General features: G+C 67.3%; 21 protein-coding genes and 1 tRNA gene. 12 read left to right on the forward strand and 10 right to left on the reverse strand.

What is annotated here, in order from left to right; translation table 11 throughout:
- The first annotated feature begins 153 nt into the window (after positions 1–153).
- Positions 154–786, forward strand: a complete 633-nt coding sequence (mspA, locus tag AU187_RS14445; RefSeq protein WP_059098099.1) for a porin MspA — start codon at positions 154–156, stop codon at positions 784–786.
- Positions 787–844: 58 nt separating this feature from the next.
- Here the strand turns inward: mspA and mscL are convergent, their stop codons facing one another.
- The 4 genes from mscL to AU187_RS14465 form a co-directional block, all read right to left on the reverse strand.
- Entirely contained in the window at positions 845–1,306 is a 462-nt protein-coding gene (gene mscL, locus AU187_RS14450; RefSeq protein WP_059098098.1) for a large-conductance mechanosensitive channel protein MscL, read from the reverse strand.
- 95 nt (positions 1,307–1,401) lie between these two features.
- Positions 1,402–2,052, reverse strand: a complete 651-nt coding sequence (locus tag AU187_RS14455) for an SAF domain-containing protein (RefSeq protein ID WP_059098097.1) — start codon at positions 2,050–2,052, stop codon at positions 1,402–1,404.
- A gap of 67 nt (positions 2,053–2,119) precedes the next feature.
- A complete protein-coding gene (locus tag AU187_RS25100; RefSeq protein WP_082683869.1) occupies positions 2,120–2,464 on the reverse strand; it encodes an FmdB family zinc ribbon protein in 345 nt (114 codons plus the stop codon).
- Between the two features lie 59 nt (positions 2,465–2,523).
- The gene (locus AU187_RS14465) at positions 2,524–3,147 is read right to left on the reverse strand and encodes a 5-formyltetrahydrofolate cyclo-ligase (protein ID WP_059098095.1); all 624 of its coding nucleotides are present in this window, start codon (positions 3,145–3,147) and stop codon (positions 2,524–2,526) included.
- Between the two features lie 78 nt (positions 3,148–3,225).
- On the opposite strand from AU187_RS14465, the gene AU187_RS14470 reads away from it, so the two are divergent.
- The 5 genes from AU187_RS14470 to AU187_RS14490 all read left to right on the forward strand — a co-directional run bounded on the left by AU187_RS14470 (position 3,226) and on the right by AU187_RS14490 (position 7,541).
- The gene (locus AU187_RS14470) at positions 3,226–4,137 is read left to right on the forward strand and encodes a UTP--glucose-1-phosphate uridylyltransferase (protein WP_059098094.1); all 912 of its coding nucleotides are present in this window, start codon (positions 3,226–3,228) and stop codon (positions 4,135–4,137) included.
- Between the two features lie 28 nt (positions 4,138–4,165).
- Positions 4,166–5,422, forward strand: coding sequence for a molybdotransferase-like divisome protein Glp (gene glp, locus AU187_RS14475; protein ID WP_059098093.1), 1,257 nt, complete (start codon positions 4,166–4,168; stop codon positions 5,420–5,422).
- Between the two features lie 18 nt (positions 5,423–5,440).
- The gene (locus AU187_RS14480) at positions 5,441–6,094 is read left to right on the forward strand and encodes a GNAT family N-acetyltransferase (RefSeq protein ID WP_059098092.1); all 654 of its coding nucleotides are present in this window, start codon (positions 5,441–5,443) and stop codon (positions 6,092–6,094) included.
- Positions 6,095–6,363: 269 nt separating this feature from the next.
- The gene (gene sepX / locus AU187_RS14485) at positions 6,364–7,407 is read left to right on the forward strand and encodes a divisome protein SepX/GlpR (protein WP_059166879.1); all 1,044 of its coding nucleotides are present in this window, start codon (positions 6,364–6,366) and stop codon (positions 7,405–7,407) included.
- A gap of 61 nt (positions 7,408–7,468) precedes the next feature.
- A tRNA-Ala gene (locus AU187_RS14490) sits at positions 7,469–7,541 on the forward strand.
- A gap of 77 nt (positions 7,542–7,618) precedes the next feature.
- Here AU187_RS14490 and AU187_RS14495 read toward each other — a convergent pair.
- Positions 7,619–7,930, reverse strand: a complete 312-nt coding sequence (locus AU187_RS14495; RefSeq protein ID WP_059098090.1) for a hypothetical protein — start codon at positions 7,928–7,930, stop codon at positions 7,619–7,621.
- Between the two features lie 58 nt (positions 7,931–7,988).
- Positions 7,989–9,905 carry a heavy metal translocating P-type ATPase gene (locus tag AU187_RS14500; protein WP_059098427.1) on the reverse strand — a complete coding sequence of 639 codons (1,917 nt, stop codon included), beginning with the start codon at positions 9,903–9,905 and terminating at the stop codon, positions 7,989–7,991.
- 152 nt (positions 9,906–10,057) lie between these two features.
- Here AU187_RS14500 and AU187_RS14505 point away from each other — a divergent pair, with 152 nt between their 5' ends.
- On the forward strand, positions 10,058–10,411 hold the full coding sequence (locus AU187_RS14505) for an ArsR/SmtB family transcription factor (protein ID WP_059098089.1): 354 nt from the start codon (positions 10,058–10,060) through the stop codon (positions 10,409–10,411).
- Between the two features lie 29 nt (positions 10,412–10,440).
- Here AU187_RS14505 and AU187_RS14510 read toward each other — a convergent pair whose 3' ends face one another.
- Together AU187_RS14510 and AU187_RS14515 are read right to left on the reverse strand one after the other, a co-directional pair.
- On the reverse strand, positions 10,441–11,235 hold the full coding sequence (locus AU187_RS14510; protein WP_059098088.1) for an SDR family oxidoreductase: 795 nt from the start codon (positions 11,233–11,235) through the stop codon (positions 10,441–10,443).
- A 52-nt stretch (positions 11,236–11,287) separates the two neighbouring features.
- On the reverse strand, positions 11,288–11,908 hold the full coding sequence (locus AU187_RS14515; RefSeq protein WP_059098087.1) for a superoxide dismutase: 621 nt from the start codon (positions 11,906–11,908) through the stop codon (positions 11,288–11,290).
- Positions 11,909–12,143: 235 nt separating this feature from the next.
- Between AU187_RS14515 and pat the strand changes: the two genes are divergently transcribed.
- Together pat and AU187_RS14525 are read left to right on the forward strand one after the other, a co-directional pair.
- On the forward strand, positions 12,144–13,142 hold the full coding sequence (pat, locus tag AU187_RS14520) for an acetyltransferase Pat (RefSeq protein WP_059098086.1): 999 nt from the start codon (positions 12,144–12,146) through the stop codon (positions 13,140–13,142).
- On the forward strand, positions 13,142–13,972 hold the full coding sequence (locus AU187_RS14525) for a shikimate 5-dehydrogenase (RefSeq protein ID WP_172800264.1): 831 nt from the start codon (positions 13,142–13,144) through the stop codon (positions 13,970–13,972). Before pat ends, AU187_RS14525 begins: the two co-directional genes overlap by 1 nt.
- 1 nt (position 13,973) lies before the next feature.
- Here the strand turns inward: AU187_RS14525 and lpqN are convergent, their stop codons facing one another.
- A complete protein-coding gene (gene lpqN / locus AU187_RS14530; protein ID WP_059098084.1) occupies positions 13,974–14,681 on the reverse strand; it encodes an envelope biogenesis lipoprotein LpqN in 708 nt (235 codons plus the stop codon).
- 210 nt (positions 14,682–14,891) lie between these two features.
- Here lpqN and AU187_RS14535 point away from each other — a divergent pair, with 210 nt between their 5' ends.
- Genes AU187_RS14535 through AU187_RS14545 form a run of 3 tightly spaced genes read left to right on the forward strand, consistent with a single transcriptional unit; the run spans position 14,892 to position 17,990 of the window.
- Positions 14,892–16,628 carry a PE-PPE domain-containing protein gene (locus tag AU187_RS14535; protein WP_059098083.1) on the forward strand — a complete coding sequence of 579 codons (1,737 nt, stop codon included), beginning with the start codon at positions 14,892–14,894 and terminating at the stop codon, positions 16,626–16,628.
- Between the two features lie 28 nt (positions 16,629–16,656).
- Entirely contained in the window at positions 16,657–17,298 is a 642-nt protein-coding gene (locus AU187_RS14540) for a DUF5642 family protein (protein WP_172800256.1), read from the forward strand.
- A gap of 29 nt (positions 17,299–17,327) precedes the next feature.
- Entirely contained in the window at positions 17,328–17,990 is a 663-nt protein-coding gene (locus AU187_RS14545) for a DUF5642 family protein (protein WP_059098082.1), read from the forward strand.
- Here AU187_RS14545 and AU187_RS14550 read toward each other — a convergent pair.
- On the reverse strand, positions 17,987–18,583 hold the full coding sequence (locus AU187_RS14550) for an alpha-ketoglutarate-dependent dioxygenase AlkB family protein (RefSeq protein WP_059166880.1): 597 nt from the start codon (positions 18,581–18,583) through the stop codon (positions 17,987–17,989). The genes AU187_RS14545 and AU187_RS14550 overlap by 4 nt on opposite strands.
- Positions 18,584–18,588: the final 5 nt, after the last annotated feature.

Consider the following 18,588-nt stretch of genomic DNA (forward strand, 5'->3'; position numbering starts at 1 on the left):
GACGTACGGGCACCATGTGAGTTCTCTGATTTGCTCCACGTGTGCTCACATGTCGCGTATGTCGCGTATGTCGCGTAGCGGCGGTAGCGCCGGCACGGACGGACACCAGTTGCGGGCCCACCGGGGGCATGCATCGACAACGCTAGGGAGAACATGAAGGTATTCAGTCGGGTGGTGATTGCGATGGTGGCCGCTGTCGCGTCGTTGTTCGTGAGCACGGGTACCTCGCATGCCGGGCTGGATAACGAGTTGAGTTTGGTCGACGGTCAGGACCGGACGTTGACGATTCAGCAGTGGGACACGTTTCTCAACGGGGTGTTTCCCCTTGACCGCAACCGGCTGACTCGCGAGTGGTTCCACAGTGGCCGCGCGAAGTACATCGTGTCGGGCCCGGGGGCTGACGAGTTCGAGGGCACGTTGGAGTTGGGGTATCAGATCGGCTTCCCGTGGTCGTTGGGTGTGGGCATCAATTTCAGCTACACCACGCCCAACGTGCTGTTCGACCAGGCGCCGCCGAGCCTCAACCCGGAGGCGGGCTTCCTCACCACGCCGAACTTCTTCCCGGGCGCGTCGATCAGCGCCGACCTCGGCAACGGTCCGGGTATTCAGGAGGTTGCCACGTTTTCTGTCGATGTCGCCGGCGCCAATGGTGGTGTGGCGGTGTCCAACGCGCACGGCACGGTGACCGGTGCCGCCGGTGGGGTGTTGTTGCGTCCGTTCGCCCGGCTGATCTCCTCGGCCGGCGACAGCGTCACCACCTACGGCGAGCCGTGGAACATGAACTGACCGCTTTCCCGAGCAACACGACAGCCCCCGGACCCGTCCGGGGGCTGCCTTTTTACCGTCAGGACTTGTCGGCGCTGGTCGTCTTCGCGGTGTCGGGGTCTGGGCCGGTGCCGGGGCCCGCACTGTGCGCCCCCGACGATGAGCCGTTGGTCTCGGCCAGGATGTTGCGGATCTCGGTCAGCAGGGACAGTTCGGTGTCCTGCGCCTGCTCGACCTCACCCTTCTTGCGCAGCCGGTTGTAAGGCATGACGACGAGGAAGTACACCACCGCGGCGACGAGGATGAAGTTGATGGCCGCCGACAGCAGCACGTTGAGGTCGATGGTCTGGCCGCCGCCGATGCCGATGCGCAGGATGCCGTAGTCGGATTCGCCGCCCGCGCCGATGCGGTTGATCAGAGGTTGAATGATGCTGTCGGTGAACTTGGTGACGAGCCCGGTGAACGCGGTACCGATGACCACCGCGACCGACAGGTCGACGATGTTGCCTCGGGCGAGGAATTCTTTGAAGCCCTTCAACATTGTCTCGATCCTCCTTGCAGTGGTGTTCGGTCGACAGTTAGGCACGTTAGTTGCGTGGGCACCGACCAGGGGCGAAATGCCCGTACGGGCGTCCTTCAGTGCAGCGTGAGCGTGACTGTCTGCACCAACGTCGCGGCGGCGACGTCGTTGGCGGCGTGAGCGGGCAGCGCCACCAGGATGACCCGGTCGGTGCCGCCGCCCACTCCCGTGGGCTTTTCGGACACCAGCACGACGACCGCGTCGGTCGCGACAACCCTTGGCCGAGGGTCGGATTCGGGGCCGGCGGCCAGCACGTCGACAACGTCGCCGGGGCGGATCAGGTCGAGCACCGCGGTCTCGTCGAGCGACAGCGGCACGATGCGTGCCGTGGGGCCCACCGTCGCTTCGGCGAGCCGGGGGCTCAGCATGCGGACGTCGGTGATCGCCTCGCCGCGGCGTGCGGGGCCGGCCAGCGTTCCGCCGACCACGGCTGCGACATCTGTCTGAACACCATCGGGAGCTGTTGCAGCACTCAGCTTTTCGAGCCGGACATCGTCGGCGGTCAGTTCGCTGCCCGGACTCAGGTCGCGTGCGGCGACGACGGCATCGACGCGCTCGTCGTCAGGATCGGGGCGCAGCGCCGCGACGGCGGCGAGCACCACCAGCCCGCCCGCGGCAATCCGCCGGGCCAGCGCCGTGCGAGTCCAGTCGGGCCGCAGCAACTCGGTGAGTCGATGGATCGGCAACGGATTGAGTGTGTCCCCCATGCCGCCAAATTAGGCAGCGCTGTACGCCGGTGGGGAAGATGACCGCCAGCCTGTGGATAACCCTGCGTCAGCTCGACGCGGCGGCCGCTGCGGGGGAGCTGGATGAACTCGAACTCGAACTCGAACTCTTGCCGGAGTCGCTCGAACTCGACGAACCGGTGCTCGACTTGTCCGACGACGAGCTCGACTCCGAGGTGCCACTGTTGGTGGACCCGTTCGACGAACTCTTGCCGGATTCGCGGCTGTCGGTGCGGTAGAAGCCGCTGCCCTTGAACACAACTCCCACGTTGCCGAAGAGCTTGCGCAGGCGGCCGTTGCACTTGCTGCAGGTGGTCAGTGAGGCATCGCTGAACGCCTGGATCGCATCGAACCTGTCGTCACACTCGGTGCACGCATAGGAATAGGTAGGCACGAAACCCTCCGTGGTGGTCAAAACTGCTTAGCACTCTACCGGGTCAAGTGCTAGAACCGCTACGTGGCGATGCTCATTCCCGGCCCGTCGGGCCTGCCGAGGGCCACCAGCCCGAGCCGGGGGGTGAGCGCGTGGGTCATCGACACGTCGTGGGGTTCGGCGGGTAGCCGGTCGACGAGTTCGTCGTCGCGCACGACCGCAACAAGCCGTGCCGACGGCGACGCCAACGGCAGGGACCGGTCGTAGAAACCCGCGCCGCGGCCCAGCCGAACTCCCTGCCGGTCGACCGCGAGCGCCGGTACCAGCAGCGTCGCCGCGTCCGCGACCGCTTCGGCCGGCAGCCACGGCTCGGCCGGCTCACGAAGACCGAACCGCGCCTCCCGCAATCCGCCGGGAACGTATTCACCCCATCGCAGGGGCACGGGACCGCCCGTGGCGTCGAATTTGGCCACCGGCAGCAGCACCCGAACACCGCGCCGATACAAGGAATCGACCAGCTCGAGTGACCCCGGCTCAGCCCCGACGGGAACGTGGGCGCAGACGGTCTGACCGGCCGCGGCGAGCGTCGTCGCATGCCCGGCCAGGGCAGCCGCGTCGGCGTCGTGCTCATGCGCGGAAACGGCCCGGCGGGCCGACAGGATCGCGGCGCGCAGATCCGCTTTCGTCGCACCCACAGCGCCCATTCCGAATCGCTTCCCAATTGCTCCGAGCCGCCCGGCCTCGACAGGGTCAACCTGCCCAAGGAGGTTAATGTGTGAACGATGACAAGGCCTGAGGTACCGATCCCGTATACGGCGGTGGTTCCGGCGGCGGGACTGGGCACGCGGTTCCTGCCCGCCACCAAGACGGTTCCCAAGGAACTGCTGCCCGTCGTCGATACCCCCGGCATCGAGCTCGTCGCCGCGGAAGCCGCCGAGGCGGGCGCGGAGCGTCTGGTCATCGTCACTTCCGAGGGCAAGGACGGGGTGGTCGCGCACTTCGTCCAGGACCTGGTGCTCGAGGGCACGCTGGAAGCGCGCGGCAAGAAGTCGATGCTGGAGAAGGTCCGCCGCGCGCCCGCGCTGATCAAGGTCGAATCGGTGGTGCAGGCCGAACCGCTGGGCCTCGGCCACGCGGTCAGCTGCGTGGAATCCTCGCTGTCGCCCGACGAGGACGCGATCGCCGTGCTGCTGCCCGACGACCTCGTGTTGCCGACCGGCGTCCTCGAGACGATGTCGAAAGTCCGTGCCAAACGCGGCGGTTCGGTGCTGTGTGCGATCGAGGTGCCCGTTGACGAGATCAGCGCGTACGGCGTGTTCGACGTCGAGCCCGTCGCCGACACCAACAATCCGAACGTCTTACGCGTCAACGGCATGTTCGAGAAACCGAAGCCGGAGGATGCGCCGTCGCCATACGCCGCGGCCGGCCGTTACGTGCTGGACCGGGCCATCTTCGATGCGCTGCGGCGGGTCCCGCGCGGTGCGGGCGGCGAGATCCAATTGACCGACGCCGTCGCGCTGCTCATCAACGAGGGGCACCCGGTCCACGTGGTCGTGCACCGCGGCGATCGACACGACCTCGGAAATCCCGGCGGCTACCTCAAGGCTGCGGTTGACTTTGCATTGAAGCGCGACGACTACGGGCCGGAACTGCGGCGGTGGTTGGTGGAGCGATTGGGGCTGGTCGACTGCTGAGAGCCCTGACGCATAGATAAGGGGTGCAGTGCGTTCGGTCGAGGAACAGCAGGCACGGGTGGCGGCTGCGGCGGTGGCGCCGCGACCGGTCAGGGTGGCGATCGCCGAAGCGCAGGGCTTGATGTGCGCCGAGGAGGTGGTCACCGAGCGGCCATTACCGGGTTTCGACCAGGCCGCGATCGACGGTTACGCGGTCCGCAGCGTCGACGTGCTCGGGGTGGGCGACGCCGGGGACGGCGAAGAGCCCGCGGACGGCGAGGTCAGCCTGCCGGTGATGGGCGTCATCGAGGCAGGTGCCCGAACGCCGAGTCGGTTGCAGCCGCGCCAGGCGGCGCGCGTGCAGACCGGCGCCCCGATGCCGACGCTCGCCGACGCGGTGCTGCCGTTGCGCTGGACCGACGGCGGTGATGCGCGGGTACGGGTGCTGCGCGGGGTGCGGTCGGGCGCCTACGTGCGTCGCACCGGAGACGACGTGCAACCCGGCGACGTCGCGGTGCGGGCGGGCACGATCATCGGCCCGGCGCAGGTCGGTCTGCTGGCAGCCGTCGGCCGGGAACGTGTGTTGGTGCATCCGCGGCCGCGGCTGTCGGTGATGTGCGTCGGTGGTGAGCTCGTCGACATTTCCCGGACTCCCGGCAACGGTCAGGTCTATGACGTCAACTCCTACGCGCTGGCCGCCGCGGGCCGGGATGCCGGCGCGGAGGTCAACCGCGTCGGCATCGTCGACACCGACCCCAAGCGGCTGCGTGAAGTCGTCGAGGGCCAGATCAACCGCGCCGAGGTGGTGGTGATCGCCGGTGCGGTCGGCGGGGCGGCCGCCGAGGCGGTCCGCTCGGTGCTCGCCGAGTTGGGCGAGATGGAGGTGACGCGCATCGCGATGCACCCCGGTTCGGTGCAGGGGTTCGGCCAGCTCGGCCGCGACGGCGTGCCGGTGTTCCTGCTGCCCGCCAACCCGGTCAGCGCGCTGGTGGTGTTCGAGGTGATGGTGCGTCCGTTGATCCGGCTGTCGCTGGGCAAACGGCAGGCGCACCGACGGATTGTGCAGGCCCGTGCGCTGTCGCCGATCGAGTCGGTGGCCGGGCGCAAGGGGTATCTGCGCGGACAGCTGATGCGGGATCAGGACACCGGCGAGTATCTCGTGCAGGCGCTCGGCGGAGCCCCGGGCGCGTCGCATCTGCTGGCGACGCTGGCCGAGGCGAACTGTCTGGTCGTCGTGCCCACCGAAGCTGAACAGGTCCGCACCGGCGAGATCGTCGACGTCGCATTCCTGGCTCAGCGCGGCTGACCCGCCCGGCGTGTCGACGTGAACCTTTGGCGGTCGAGTTCCCTGCATCCCGGCTGGCCGCAGCCTGCCGGTCCGCTGCGGGTGGCCGCCGGCGTGGTGCGGTTGCGCCCGGTCCGGCTGCGCGATGGCGCACAGTGGAGCCGCCTGCGGCTGGCCGAGCGCGCTCACCTCGAGCAGTGGGAACCGGCCACCGGCGTGGACTGGGCGACGCGGCACGCGATCACTTCGTGGCCGTCGGTGTGTTCAGGGCTGCGGTCGGAGGCCCGCAAAGGCCGGATGCTGCCCTACACGATCGAGTTGGACGGCCAGTTCGCCGGGCAGCTGACGATCGGCAACGTCACACACGGCGCCCTGCGGTCCGCGTGGATCGGGTATTGGGTGGCCAAGGCGGTCAACGGCGGAGGGGTCGCGACCGCCGCACTCGCGCTGGGCGTGGATCACTGCTTCGGTCCGGTGCGACTGCACCGCGTGGAAGCGACCGTGCGGCCCGAGAATGGGGCCAGCCGCGCGGTACTGGCGAAGGTCGGCTTTCGGGAGGAAGGGCTGTTGCACCGGTATCTGGAGGTCGACGGTGCCTGGCGCGATCATCTGCTGATGGCCATCACGATCGAGGAACTCAACGGGTCAGCGGCCGCCGCGCTGGTGCGTCAGGGCCGCGCGAGCTGGGCATAGCCCCGGTTGTTTCGCCCGCCGCGGGCTTGCGTCCGGCGAGCTTCCCGCCTGCATTTTCGCGAGACGTACGACAGGGCTGTGCCGCGAGCAAAATCGCGACCCGGGTGTACATCTCGCGACATGAGTGAAGAGACGCGCTGTTACCAATGTGACATTTGTTACTGGTGGTGCTTGTCATGCGCGAATTACAGGTGTGTAATTGTCTCGGCGCGCCGCCCACGGATGCGCAGGTCACAGACCTAGCCTTTACGGGGAAAGGAGCAGGCGACATGCCAAGCATCCCCCAATCCCTTCTGTGGATATCCCTCGTCGTCCTCTGGCTTTTTGTGCTCGTGCCGATGCTGATCAGCAAGCGCGACACCGTGCGCCGAACCAGCGACGTCGCGCTGGCGACGCGCGTGCTCAACAGTGGGCGCAAAGCGCGCCTGCTCAAGCGCCACGGCCCCGCGGCGGGGCACGCCAGCGATCCGGACTGGCGGCCGTCCGAGGATGTCGATGACGAAGTCGAAGAGGAACCCGTGGGCCGTTCGCTGGTGCGCGCCGCGGTCGTCGAAAGCGAGGACAGTGCGGAACCCGACGACCTCGACGTCGATGTCGTCGGCGAGGACTCAGGAGCGCTGCCGGTCGGCGAGTCGGACCGGCAAGCAGACGAAAACGACGAGCTGACACTGCAATTCGATGAGTCGGCCGAGGAAGTGGACGCCGTCGGCAACGAAGCTGACGGGGAAGTCGACGACGAAGCCGATGAAGAGGCCGTGGACGAGGTCGTCGCGCTCGAACCTGAAGCCGACGAATCGCAGGACGAGTACGAGTACGTCGACGATTCGTCCGGCCTGGAGGCGCCGTCGGAGGCCGACCTGCGGATGGCCGACTCGCTGTCGGCGGCGCGGCAGCGCCGGTACGAGTCGAAGACGGCCGCCGCGGTGAGCGAGCGCAAGTACAAGTTCCGCAAGCGGATGCTGACGGCGATGGGGGTCCTGTTGGTCGGCTCGGCCGTCGCGGCGTACACGGTGAGCCCCGGGCTGTGGTGGCTGTGTGGCGCGGTCGGCGCGATCACGGTGCTGTATCTGGGCTATCTGCGCCGCCAGACGCGGATCGAGGAGCGGTTGCGCCGCAGGCGAGCTCAGCGCATCGCGCGCTCGCGGCTGGGTGTCGAGAACACCGATGACCGCGAGTTCGACGTGGTGCCGTCGCGGCTGAGACGACCCGGGTCGGTGGTGCTGGAGATCGACGACGAGGATCCGATCTTCGAGCATCTGGACTATGCGCCGTTCGCGCGCCACTTCGACCTACCGCGGGCCGCGGGCCAGTAGACCGGTCACGCCGTCGATTTTCGGCGGCCATCGAGTGGCTGGTAGCCTGCTACCGGTATCAGGGGCTATGGCGCAGTTGGTAGCGCGACTCGTTCGCATCGAGTAGGTCAGGGGTTCGATTCCCCTTAGCTCCACAACATCTGAGCAGGTTAAGCACAAATCGGCCCCTACCCCGAACGGGTAGGGGCCGACTTTTTGCGGGCGGGTCAGGTCACTCAGGCGAGTTGTTGGTCGGATCGGCGTCGTAGTTGGCCGCGATCTTGCCGGGGATGCTGGCGATGTTCGAGACGATCTCGCCCGGCAGCGCTGCATAGCGGCCGGGGAGCTTGGCCCACGACTCCCCGAGCGCGTGGGCATTGGCGACCCAACGCTCGGGCAGCGTCCCCCCAGCGCCGCCGCCGCTGCTGCTGGTTGTGCGGGCGCACGGCGAGCAGTCCACTTGACCCGGTTCGGCGCCGGCCGGTGCTGCAGCGACCAGTCCCGCGACCGCTAGCCCCCCGACGAGAATGGCGATGCGTTGCATGCGTTTCCTCCGCTTGTTGATTGCGCTGGTGGCGCCTATGGATTGCCCTCACCAAATGTTAGCTGGAAACTGACGATCTGGATAGCAAAGAGTGGCTAGCCGCCGACGGCTGACGCCAGGCGCGGGAACTCAGCAGTCGTAACCCATTGAGCGCAACGATGATCGTCGAGCCCTCGTGACCGGCGACGCCGAGCGGCAGCGGCAGGTGTCCGAGCACATCCCACGCCACGAGTACGCAGATGAATGTCGCTGCAATCACGAGGTTTGCGATGACGACGCGGCGTGCACGCTGAGCCAGCGCCACGACGGCTGGGATCGTGGCCAGGTCGTCACGCACCGTGACGGCATCGGCGGTGTCCAGCGTCAGGTCGGCTCCGCTGCGTCCCATGGCAAGCGAGGCATGCGCGGCCGCCATGGCCGGCGCATCGTTGACCCCGTCGCCGACGTACAGCACGCGATGACCGCCGGCTTGCAGGTCACGTACTGCCGCGACCTTGCCGTCGGGCAGCAGTTCGGCGCGAGTGTCGTCGATTCCGATCTGCGCACCGAGTCGTGCGGCCGCACGGTGGTTGTCTCCCGTCAGCATGACCGGGGGAGCCGAGGTGATCCGGACGATGGCCTGTACGACCGCCGCGGAGCCGTTGCGGGTCGTGTCATCGAGCGCGAGCACACCGACGCCCCGCCCGTCGAGGACGACAACCACCGCGGTGGCTCCGTTGCTCTCCACCGCGGCGATGACGTCGGTGTGCGCTGCGGAATCGAGCGCGCGCGGGCTGAGGACCTCGACGAGTTGGCCGTCGACGGTCGCGCGGACGCCGCGGCCGGGTGACGAACGGAAGTCGGCGGCGGCCGGTATGACGAGGTCGCGTTCGACGGCGGCGGAGAGAATGGCTCGACCAAGCGGGTGTTCGCTGAATTGCTCTGCGGCGGCGGCCATCCTGACGATGTCGTCTTCGTCAAACCGGTCGTCGACCGATACGACGTTGGACAGTCGCGGGATACCGGTGGTCAGCGTTCCGGTCTTGTCGATGGCGACGACGCTCGTGTCCGCGAGGTGTTCCATGGCGACGGCGGATTTCACCAGTACACCGTGGCGCCCTGCGTTGGCGATGGCCGACAGCAGCGGCGGCATCGTGGCCAGCACGACCGCGCACGGTGATGCAACGATCATGAAAGTCATCGCTCGCAGCAGCGTGGACTGCAAGTCAGCGCCGAAGGTCAACGGGATGGCGAACAGCGCGAGCGTCGCCGCGACGACACCAACCGAATAGCGTTGCTCGACCTTCTCGATGAACAGCTGGGTCTTCGCTTTGGTGGCCGACGCCTCGGCGACCAACGCGACGATGCGGGCGACCACGGTATCGGACGGGTCGCGGGTGACGCGGATACGAAGTACCCCTGCGCCGTTGAGAGTGCCTGCGAAAACCTCGTCGTCGATCGATTTGCCGACGGGCAGCGGTTCTCCCGTGACCGAGGACTGGTCGACATCCGACGCGCCGCCGACTACGACACCATCGGCTGACACGCGCTCACCGGGGCGAACCAGCACCATGTCTCCTACGCGCAGGTCGGCAGCGTCCACCGAGCGTCCGGCGCCGTCGCCGTCGAGGCGGGTTGCCCGATCGGGCGCGAGATCCAGCAGGCCTTTGACCGAATCCGCGGTGCGCTTCGTCGCCACGTCTTCCAGCGCGCCTGAGGTCGCGAAAATGACGATCAGCAAGGCGCCGTCGAAGATCTGCCCGATACCGGCCGCGCCAATCGCGGCCACCACCATGAGGAGATCCACGTCGAGTGTCCGGGACCGAAGCGCCCGCAACCCGTCCCACGCGTGCGTCCATCCGCCCGCCGCATAACACGCCAGATAGAGCGTCCACCACACCGGTGAAGGTGCATCGAGCAACTGCGCGGCCAGCCCAGCCACGAACAAGCCCAGCGCTAGTGCAGCCCACCGCATTGACGCGACGGACCACAGCATCGGAAGGATCGGTCGCCGGCCGGTGCCGGACGGCGGTTCGCCCCGGACGGTGGCTCTCGGTACGGCCAGCCGTATCGACATCACACCGATATGTATACATGTAGAGGTCTACATATGTCATGCGGCCGGCTGGACCGTGCTTCAATTGAGCGATGGGACACGGTGTCCAAGGCAGAGCTGCGCCTCCGGCGACTCTTGATTCGGCCTCGGCTGTCAAAGTCGCCGAGACGCTTCAGGCGCTCGCCTCGCCCAACCGGCTCATGATTCTCACGCGGCTCCGGCAGTCACCCTGTTCGGTCGGCGAACTGTCTGCCGCCGTGGGTATGGAACAACCGGCAGTCTCCAACCAACTGCGGCTGCTCCGTGCGCTCGGCCTGGTAGCGGGCGACCGAAACGGCCGCAACATCGTTTACCGGCTCTACGACAACCACGTCGCCCAGTTGCTCGACGAGGCGATCTACCACATCGAGCATCTCCGAATGGGCGCAAGCGACTCGACCGCCTAGGGGCGGCGGCCCAGTGGTCGCAGACTCAGCTAGGCGGTCGTCGCGATCCCGCCGTCGACCGGGATGATCGCTCCCGTCACATACGCGCCCGCGCGGCTCGCCAAGAAGACTGCGATCCCGGCCATGTCGTCGTCGCGTCCGATCCGGCGCAGCGGTGCCGACGCCGCGATCTGGTCACCGTACGCGTCGAGCGTCGCCGCCATCATCTTCGACGGAAACGGTCCTGGGGCAACGGCATTCACGGTGATGTGCTGCGGCCCGAGCTCACGGGCGAGCACCCGGGTGAGCTGATGCACGGCCGCCTTGCTGCTGCTGTAGGAGTAGGTCGGCAACTGCGGAACCCGGATGCCGTCGATGCTGCCGACGTTGATGATCCGGGCGGGATCGTCCGCAGTGCCCGCGAGGCGAAGGGCTGGCAGCAGCGCCTGAACGAGCCAGAACGGCGACTTGACGTTCAGGTCGAGCACCTTGTCCCACGCCGAATCCGGGAAACTCTCCAGCGGCTCACCCCATGTCGCGCCGGCGTTGTTGACGAGGATGTGCAGCGGTTCGCCGTCGCCGGCGACCTCTTCGGCCAACCGCAGGCACTCGTCGTGCCGAGAGAGGTCGGCGGGCACGGCGCGCACCTCGCCGTATCTCGACAGCGCAGCTTCGGCCTGTTCGCAACCCTCGGCCTTGCGGGAGCTGATCACCACGCGGGCGCCCGCCTGCAGCAGCCCGCGCGTCAGCATCGCGCCGACGCCTCTGGTGCCGCCGGTCACCAGGGCTCGCTTGCCGGTGAGGTCGAAAAGCTGTGTGTGCGTGCTGAACTGATCGTCGCTCATCGGCGCGCCTCCGTCGGTTCCGGATCGGCCGCCCCGGCCGCCCGGTTAGAGACTAGAAGATCAGCCCCGTTGCTCGGCTGGTGGCCGCGGCGAAGCGGTTCTGCACGTCCTCCCAGTTCACGACATTCCAGAACGCCTTGACGTAGTCGGCCTTCACGTTCTTGTACTGCAGGTAGTACGCGTGCTCCCACATGTCGACCTGGAGCAGCGGAATGATGCCCAGCGGCACGTTCGCCTGCTGGTCGTAGAGCTGAAACGTGAGCAACCGCTGACCCAGGGTGTCGTAACCGAGCACCGCCCACCCCGAGCCTTGCAACCCGTTGGCCGCCGCCGTGAACTGCGCCCGGAACTTGTCGAACGACCCGAACTGGTCGTCGATGGCGGCACCCAGATCGCCGGTCGGTTTGTCGCCGCCGTTCGGCGAGAGGTTCTTCCACCAGATCGTGTGGTTGACGTGCCCGCCGAGGTGAAACGCGAGGTTCTTCTCGTTGAGGAAGATCGCCGCGTGGTCGCCGTTCGCGCGCGCTTCCTCGAGTTTCGCGATCGCGTCGTTGACACCCTTGACGTAGGTGGCGTGGTGCTTGCTGTGGTGAATCTCGTTGATCTGTCCCGAGATATGCGGCTCCAGGGCGCCGTAGTCGTAGTCAAGGTCAGGCAGGGTGTACTCGGCCATTGGGCTTCCTTTCTGATCTGCAGTCGTAGCCTATGGCGGCAATCTATACCTGTCTACCTGTTCAGATGTTGTGGTATCCTGTGTCCCGCGGGCGGCCGTGGACGACATCGATGCAGCACATCATGTGGCGACTTGTCTTCCGGCGGGTGGCGAAGTACCACGGCCGGCCCGCTCCACTTCCGCCGACCGGCGCCTTTCCTTGCCGGACGCGACGATGAGCCCGTAGCCTCAGAACGTGGCCGGTCCGACCGGCGTCCGCGCCGATGAACTCACCGCGTTGGAAGTTTTCGGTGGCTATCGGGCCGAGGCCCTGGTTCCGCTGGCGGCCCAACTGAGTCCGCTCAACGCCGCCGCCGGGCAGGTGCTCATGCATCAAGGCGAACTCGCGGTGTCCTTTCTGCTGATCGGTTCCGGCGAGGCCGAGGTCACCCACGTCGGTGTCGACGGGCACGACACCGTCGCCAAGCTGACGGCGGGGATGATCGTCGGCGAGATCGCGCTGCTGCGTGACACGGCGCGCACCGCAACCGTCATCGCCACCCAACCCGTGCGCGGATGGGTGGGCGGACGCGAAGCGTTCGCCACGCTGCTCGAGATCCCGGGCATGCTCGACCGGCTGCTGAGCACCGCCCGACAGCGTCTCGCCGCCTACGTGAACCCCATCCCGATCCGGCTACGGGACGAAACCAAGTTGTGGCTGCGGCCGGTATTGCCCGGCGACAACGAACGCACCTCCAAAGGTCCCGTCGAATTCTCCAGCGAGACGCTGTACCGACGGTTCCAATCGGTTCGTGTTCCGAGCAAGTCGCTGATGCGTTATCTGTTCGAGGTCGACTACGACCACCACTTCGTCTGGGTGATGACCGACGGTCCCGACGGCCCGGTCGTCGCGGACGGGCGCTTCGTGCGTGACGAGAAGGACCTCGCCGTTGCGGAGGTGGCGTTCATCGTCGCTGACGCCTATCAGAACAAGGGCGTCGGAACGTTCCTCATGGGCGCGCTCGCGATCGCCGCGAATTACCATGGCGTGCAACGATTCACCGCGCGGGTGCTCTCCGACAACTATCCCATGCGCAGCATCCTGACCCGCTTCGGCGCGCGCTGGCAGCGCGACGACCTCGGGGTGGTCACCACCACCATCGACGTACCGCGCCCGTCCAACCCGCCGTTCTCGGCTGAGCTGACCAAACAGATCCGCGACGCGGCGTCTCAGGTCGTGCGGGCGGTCGGCTGATGCGCGTGCCGTTGTCGAAGGACACCCGACTGTGTATCTCGCTGTCGGGCCGGCCGACCAACATCGGGACCCGGTTCCACAACTACCTGTACGACCTGCTCGGCCTCGACTTCATCTACAAAGCGTGCACGACAACGGATATCGCAGCGGCGATCGGGGGAGTGCGGGCGCTCGGTATCCGCGGCTGTTCGGTGTCGATGCCGTTCAAACAAGACGTCCTGGCGCTCGTCGACGAGGTGGAGCAGTCGGCACAGTCGATCCGCGCGGTCAACACGATCGTCAACGACCTGTCTGTGCCCGGTGGCAGGCTCACCGCATCAAACACCGACTACCTTGCGGTGCAACGCCTTATCGCCGAGAACGGGCTGCAGCCGTCACAGTCGGTGGTCATCCACGGCAGTGGCGGGATGGCCAGTGCGGTCGGCGCTGCATTCCGCGACCTCGGATTCGACCACGGCACGATCGTGGCGAGAAACGCCGAGACCGGTCGTTCGCTGGCCGGCCGCCTGGGCTACGACTACGTGGCCGAGATGGGCTCGCGTGAGGCCGACGTACTCGTCAACGTGACGCCCGTTGGAATGGCCGGCGCGCCCGAGGCGAGCGAGAAGTCCTTCGACGATGCCGCGATTGCCAAGGCGCACCACGTCTTCGATGTGGTCGCGATGCCCTCCGAGACACCGCTCATCAAGGCGGCACGCAAGGCGGGTGTCGCAGTGATCACCGGCGCGGAGGTGATCGCACTGCAGGCCGCCGAGCAGTTCGAGCGCTACACCGGCATACGGCCGACCGACGAACAGATCATGGCCGCCTCCGCGGTGTCACGCGCCTGAGTCAGGGCGTGATGGTGGTCTGCTCGTCGATGACCGACGTGGCATCCATCAGCGCACCCATCTGGTCCTCGCGGCCGTCGGCGTTGAGTTGCAGGACGTACAGCCCGTCCTGGCCGGGTATCACGACGGTCTTCTGAGCGATCGCCCGCAAGACGCCGTCCTTTGTGTACGTGCCGCCGATCTGCACCGCCTCGAAGCCGGCGAGGGTGGACGGCGAACCTTCCTCGGCCCCTTCGTATTTGGGCATGTTCTTGATCTCGTTCGGGGCGAATTCGAGGATCTTCGCCGGGTCGACGTTGCCGGTCAATTTCGATACCAGCGCGATGACGGTCGGGGGATCCTGTGCCATCGCGGGGTCATCGGAAACGATCGCGCCGTAAGCCCATTCCGGCGCCCGGGGTCCAGCATCACTCCAGCCGGGGGGAAACGGCAGCTCGATGTCCGGGGCGCCGGGATCGCCGCGTCTGACCGGGGTTTCGACGATCCCGTTGTCCCGGATGTACTCGACGATCGTGTAGTTGGCGCCCGTGGCCTTTGCCGACCCGGGCGGTGGGGCGGCCGAAGGCTCCGTCGTGCCGGCAGCCGCTGCGCTGGTTTCCTCCGAGGGCGTCGTTGACTCGCTCTTGGTGTCCGATCCACACCCGGCCAGGCCAAGGCCAAGTGCGACGGCCGCAACCGCGATGATTCCGGTCCGCATCGCACTGCTCATTCGCTCCTCCAACAGTTTGATCTGCGCCGTAGCCTACGGGCGCCATCCATCGCATGCAGGGAAACTCCACTCGGCAGCCGGTTGCCGACGGCAAACCTCCGCAAGAACTTTGCTGGAGAAGTCTGAGATGGTTAGCTGTGTGCAGACTGTGTGGGGGCAACGGCCACGGTGTCGGAAGGGGAACGCGCGATGTCGTCGGATGGTGCGCGAATGAAGACAGCGCTGCGTTCGCTCGGCGCGATGTGTCTGGCTGTGCTCGCGGCGATCGTCCTGGTCGTCGCGTGGACGGCCGCGACCGCGGTGCACTTGGCGGCGAGCGCGCTGATCATGGGTGGAACAGAACACCCGTTGAGCTCCCCGCCCGATGATCCGGCCTTCATCAGCGAGTACTTGGACGACGCCGTCACCTTCTTCATCAACCCGGCGGCGGGCTCGCCCACCGGTCCGGGGCACCCACCGATCGAGGACGTCGACCGCAACGTCTATGCCGTCGTCTATCCCGCTCAGTTCTTCCCGGTGTTCGGCACCAAGACCTTCGACGCCTCCGTCCGCGAGGGTGTGCTGAGCCTGGACGGATGCGTTCGCGGAGCGGCGTCCTGTGTCTACAACGAGGACGCCAGTTACAGCGTCGACCCGAATCTGCCGACGCCCCCGCCGACGCTTCCGGCGCCTCCTGCAGATGAGGACTACGTCATCTTCGGGTACTCGCAGAGTGCCGTGGTCGCGTCTCTGGTGAAGCGGGGCTTGATCACCACGCCGAGGGCGGGGGAAGACCCGGGGGAGACGTCGTTCTTCCTGCTGGCCAATCCGATGCGGCCCAACGGCGGCATCCTGGCGCGAGGGCCGGAGGGACTGACGATCCCGATCCTCGGCGTGACCTTCCACGGCGCGACCCCGACGAACACCTGCGAGCAGGCGGGCGGGCCGTGTATGCCGACGGTCGACGTGGCGGCGCAGTACGACGGTCTCGGCGGTGATGCGCCCGCCAGCCTCACCAACGTGCTGGCCATCCTCAACGCCGTCGCCGGCTACTACTACCTGCACGGTGATCTGCAGAACGCGGACTTCGACGATGCGCTCTACCAGGGCAGCCACGGCGACACCGACTACTACCTCTACCCGACGAAGCGGCTGCCGATCTTGATGCCGTTCGAGGGTGTGGTGCCGTCGCCGGTGTTGACGCTTCTGGACGCGCCGCTTCGCGTGCTGATCGAGGGTGCCTACGCACGTGACGTCAGCCCCGGCGTCGGGACGAAAGTGGGCCTGCTTCCTTTCCGGAATCCGATCCAGACGGCGCTCAATCTCGTGGCGGCGATTCCGACCGGTATCGACGACGCGCTCGCCGAGATCGCCGGAGATCCGACGTTCCGCCCGCTGGGCACGCAGCCGACCACCAGCCCCTTCGGTGTCGGCGGCCCGGACCTGCCGCCGCCGCTCGACGAGAGCGACATGCGGAGGTCGATGTCGTGGTCAGCCGAGGGCGACGGCGAAATCGGCGGCACGGTTGTCGACGATGGCCAATCGCCCGTCGACGAGCCCGAACCCGCGGGAGAGCCGCTCGGTGACGATACCGCCGGCGACAAGCCGCTCGACATCGTCGAGAAGCCGGCCTACACGGTCGAGGAGAAGCCCCTCGACACGGTCGAGGAAAAGACGACACTCGACGAGGATGAGACCCCAGTCGATACTCCAGTCGATGAGGAAGAGGTCGTTGATCAATCGGGCGACGAGGAAGCTGAAGACGACCCCCTCGAGACGGAAACGCCGGTGGTGGGCACCAAACCCGACAATCCCAAGGTGCGTGGTCCCATCCAATTCGATTCACAGAACAAGGCGGGCGTCGAGCCCAGTGACCCGCCCGACGCCGACGGCACACCTAAGACCGAGACGGAAAACGACCCCGGCGAGGACGCGGCCGACGGGTCCGAAGGGCAGGCCGCGGCGTAACCGGGCGATCAGCGGTCCCGGCGTCGCCGTGGCGGCGGTCCTGGCACTCTGCGCGGCCGCATGCGGCGGGCCGCCGGAACCGTCCCATGCTCAGGCGCCGTCGGCTGAGGATCCGCCGCAGATCAACCCGGCCCGAATAGAGCGCGCCCGAAGTGCGCTTCCCGCCGGTTACGAGGTCTCCAACCTCGAGGACCCGCTCGGACCGATCACCGCATGGGGATACGGCGCGCAGTGGAGCGCCGATCCGCCGATGTGCGCTGCGCTGATCGATCCCGCCGACGGCGCCGCGAACACCAGCGGCTGGTCGGCATCGGGACCGGGAGGAATCGTCTACGCCGTCGTCGCCGAGGCGGCAGGACACGTCGATCCGGGGACACTCGACGAATGCGGGCGCTTCACCGTGGCGGGCGGGCGCACCACGGGGACCGTCACGCTCGGACCCGCACCGGTCATCGACGACGCGCCGACGGTCGCGTTGGCCACGGCCAGCACGACGGTCGTCGAAGGCGGGACCGAAACTCGTTCGGAGGCCGACACTGTCACCGCGTACCTCGATGACCACGTCGCATTCGTCGCGGTCGTCACCGACCCCGGTTCACCGAACCCGCAACTCGGCTCGGCCTTCGCCGCCACCTTGATGAGGGAAACGGTGTCCGCGTTACGGGGTTGAGGCCGCATCCCCGGGTAGCCTGTGCGGCGATGTCGAAGAGCCCGATGATGGTGTTCGCATGCGCCGGCCTGCTCACCGCGTGTGCGACCGGCCAATCGGCCGACGATCCGTCGCGCGCCGACATCGTCCGTGTCAAAGACGTGCGGACAAGCTTCGGACCAGGTTTCACGGTCACCGACGTCGGGCCGACCGGTATCGACCCGCGGCTGCTCGGCCGCCAAGCGCTGCCGCCGGGCATGAAGTTCGAACCGCCCGACTGCTCCTCGTTCGCGAATCAGCAGATGGTGCCCGAAGGCGCCAGGGGCAACATGGCGGCGACCACGGCCGAGGGCGAGGGCAACCGCTTCATCGCGATCGCGGTCGAGACATCGGAGGCCGCTTCTGTCAATCCGCCGACCGACAACTGCCGCAAGGTCGGCTTCGCCGGCGGCGCAGTGCGCGGTCTGGTCGAGGTCGTCGAGGCGCCGCAGATCGAGGGTGTCCAGACGTTGGGAACCCACCGCGTCCTGCAGACAACCGCCGACGGCAAGCCGCGCACCGGTGAGCTCTACAACTACCTCGCCAGTTTCGGTTCGTTCCTGGTGATCGTCACGGCGAACCCGTTGGTCCTGCCCGACAAGCCGGTCGCGAAGGTCGACACTCAACGCGCCCGCGACCTCCTCGTCGCCGCGGTGAAGGCGGTCAGGTCCTAGCGCACGTCGTGCGGACGGAACTGGATGCTGATCCGCGGGCCGACGGGTCGTGCCGTCTTCGGAATGGCGTGCTCCCAGGTGCGTTGACATGACCCGCCCATGACGAGCAGGTCACCGTGCCGGTGCTGCAGGCGCAGCGACTTACCGCCGCCACGCGGGCGCAACGCGAAAGTCCTTGTGGCGCCGAGCCCGACGATCGCGACCATGGTGTCCTCGGAGCTGCTGCGCCCGATGGTGTCGCCGTGCCAGGCGACGCTGTCGTTGCCGTCGCGGTACAGGCACAGCCCGGCGGTGGTGAACGGTTCGCCGAGTTCACCGGCATAGGCGTCGTTGAGCCGACGGCGGAGCTGTTTGAGTCGCGGATGCGGCGGCGGCTCGTCGACGAGATTCACGAAGCAGACCAGCCGGGGCACGTCGACCACGCGGTCGTACATCGGTCTGCGCTCGGCGCGCCAGGGGACGACGTCGGACAGTTCCTCGAACAGCGTGTCGGCATCCTCCAGCCACCCGGATCGGTAGTCGATCCAGGCGCCGTTGCCCAGATGGCGGCGTTCGGCGTGCTCGAACAGCGAGCTCTGCAGAGCCGGCTCCATGATCG

The organism is Mycobacterium sp. IS-1556, from assembly GCF_001499985.1.
GTDB lineage: Bacteria > Actinomycetota > Actinomycetes > Mycobacteriales > Mycobacteriaceae > Mycobacterium.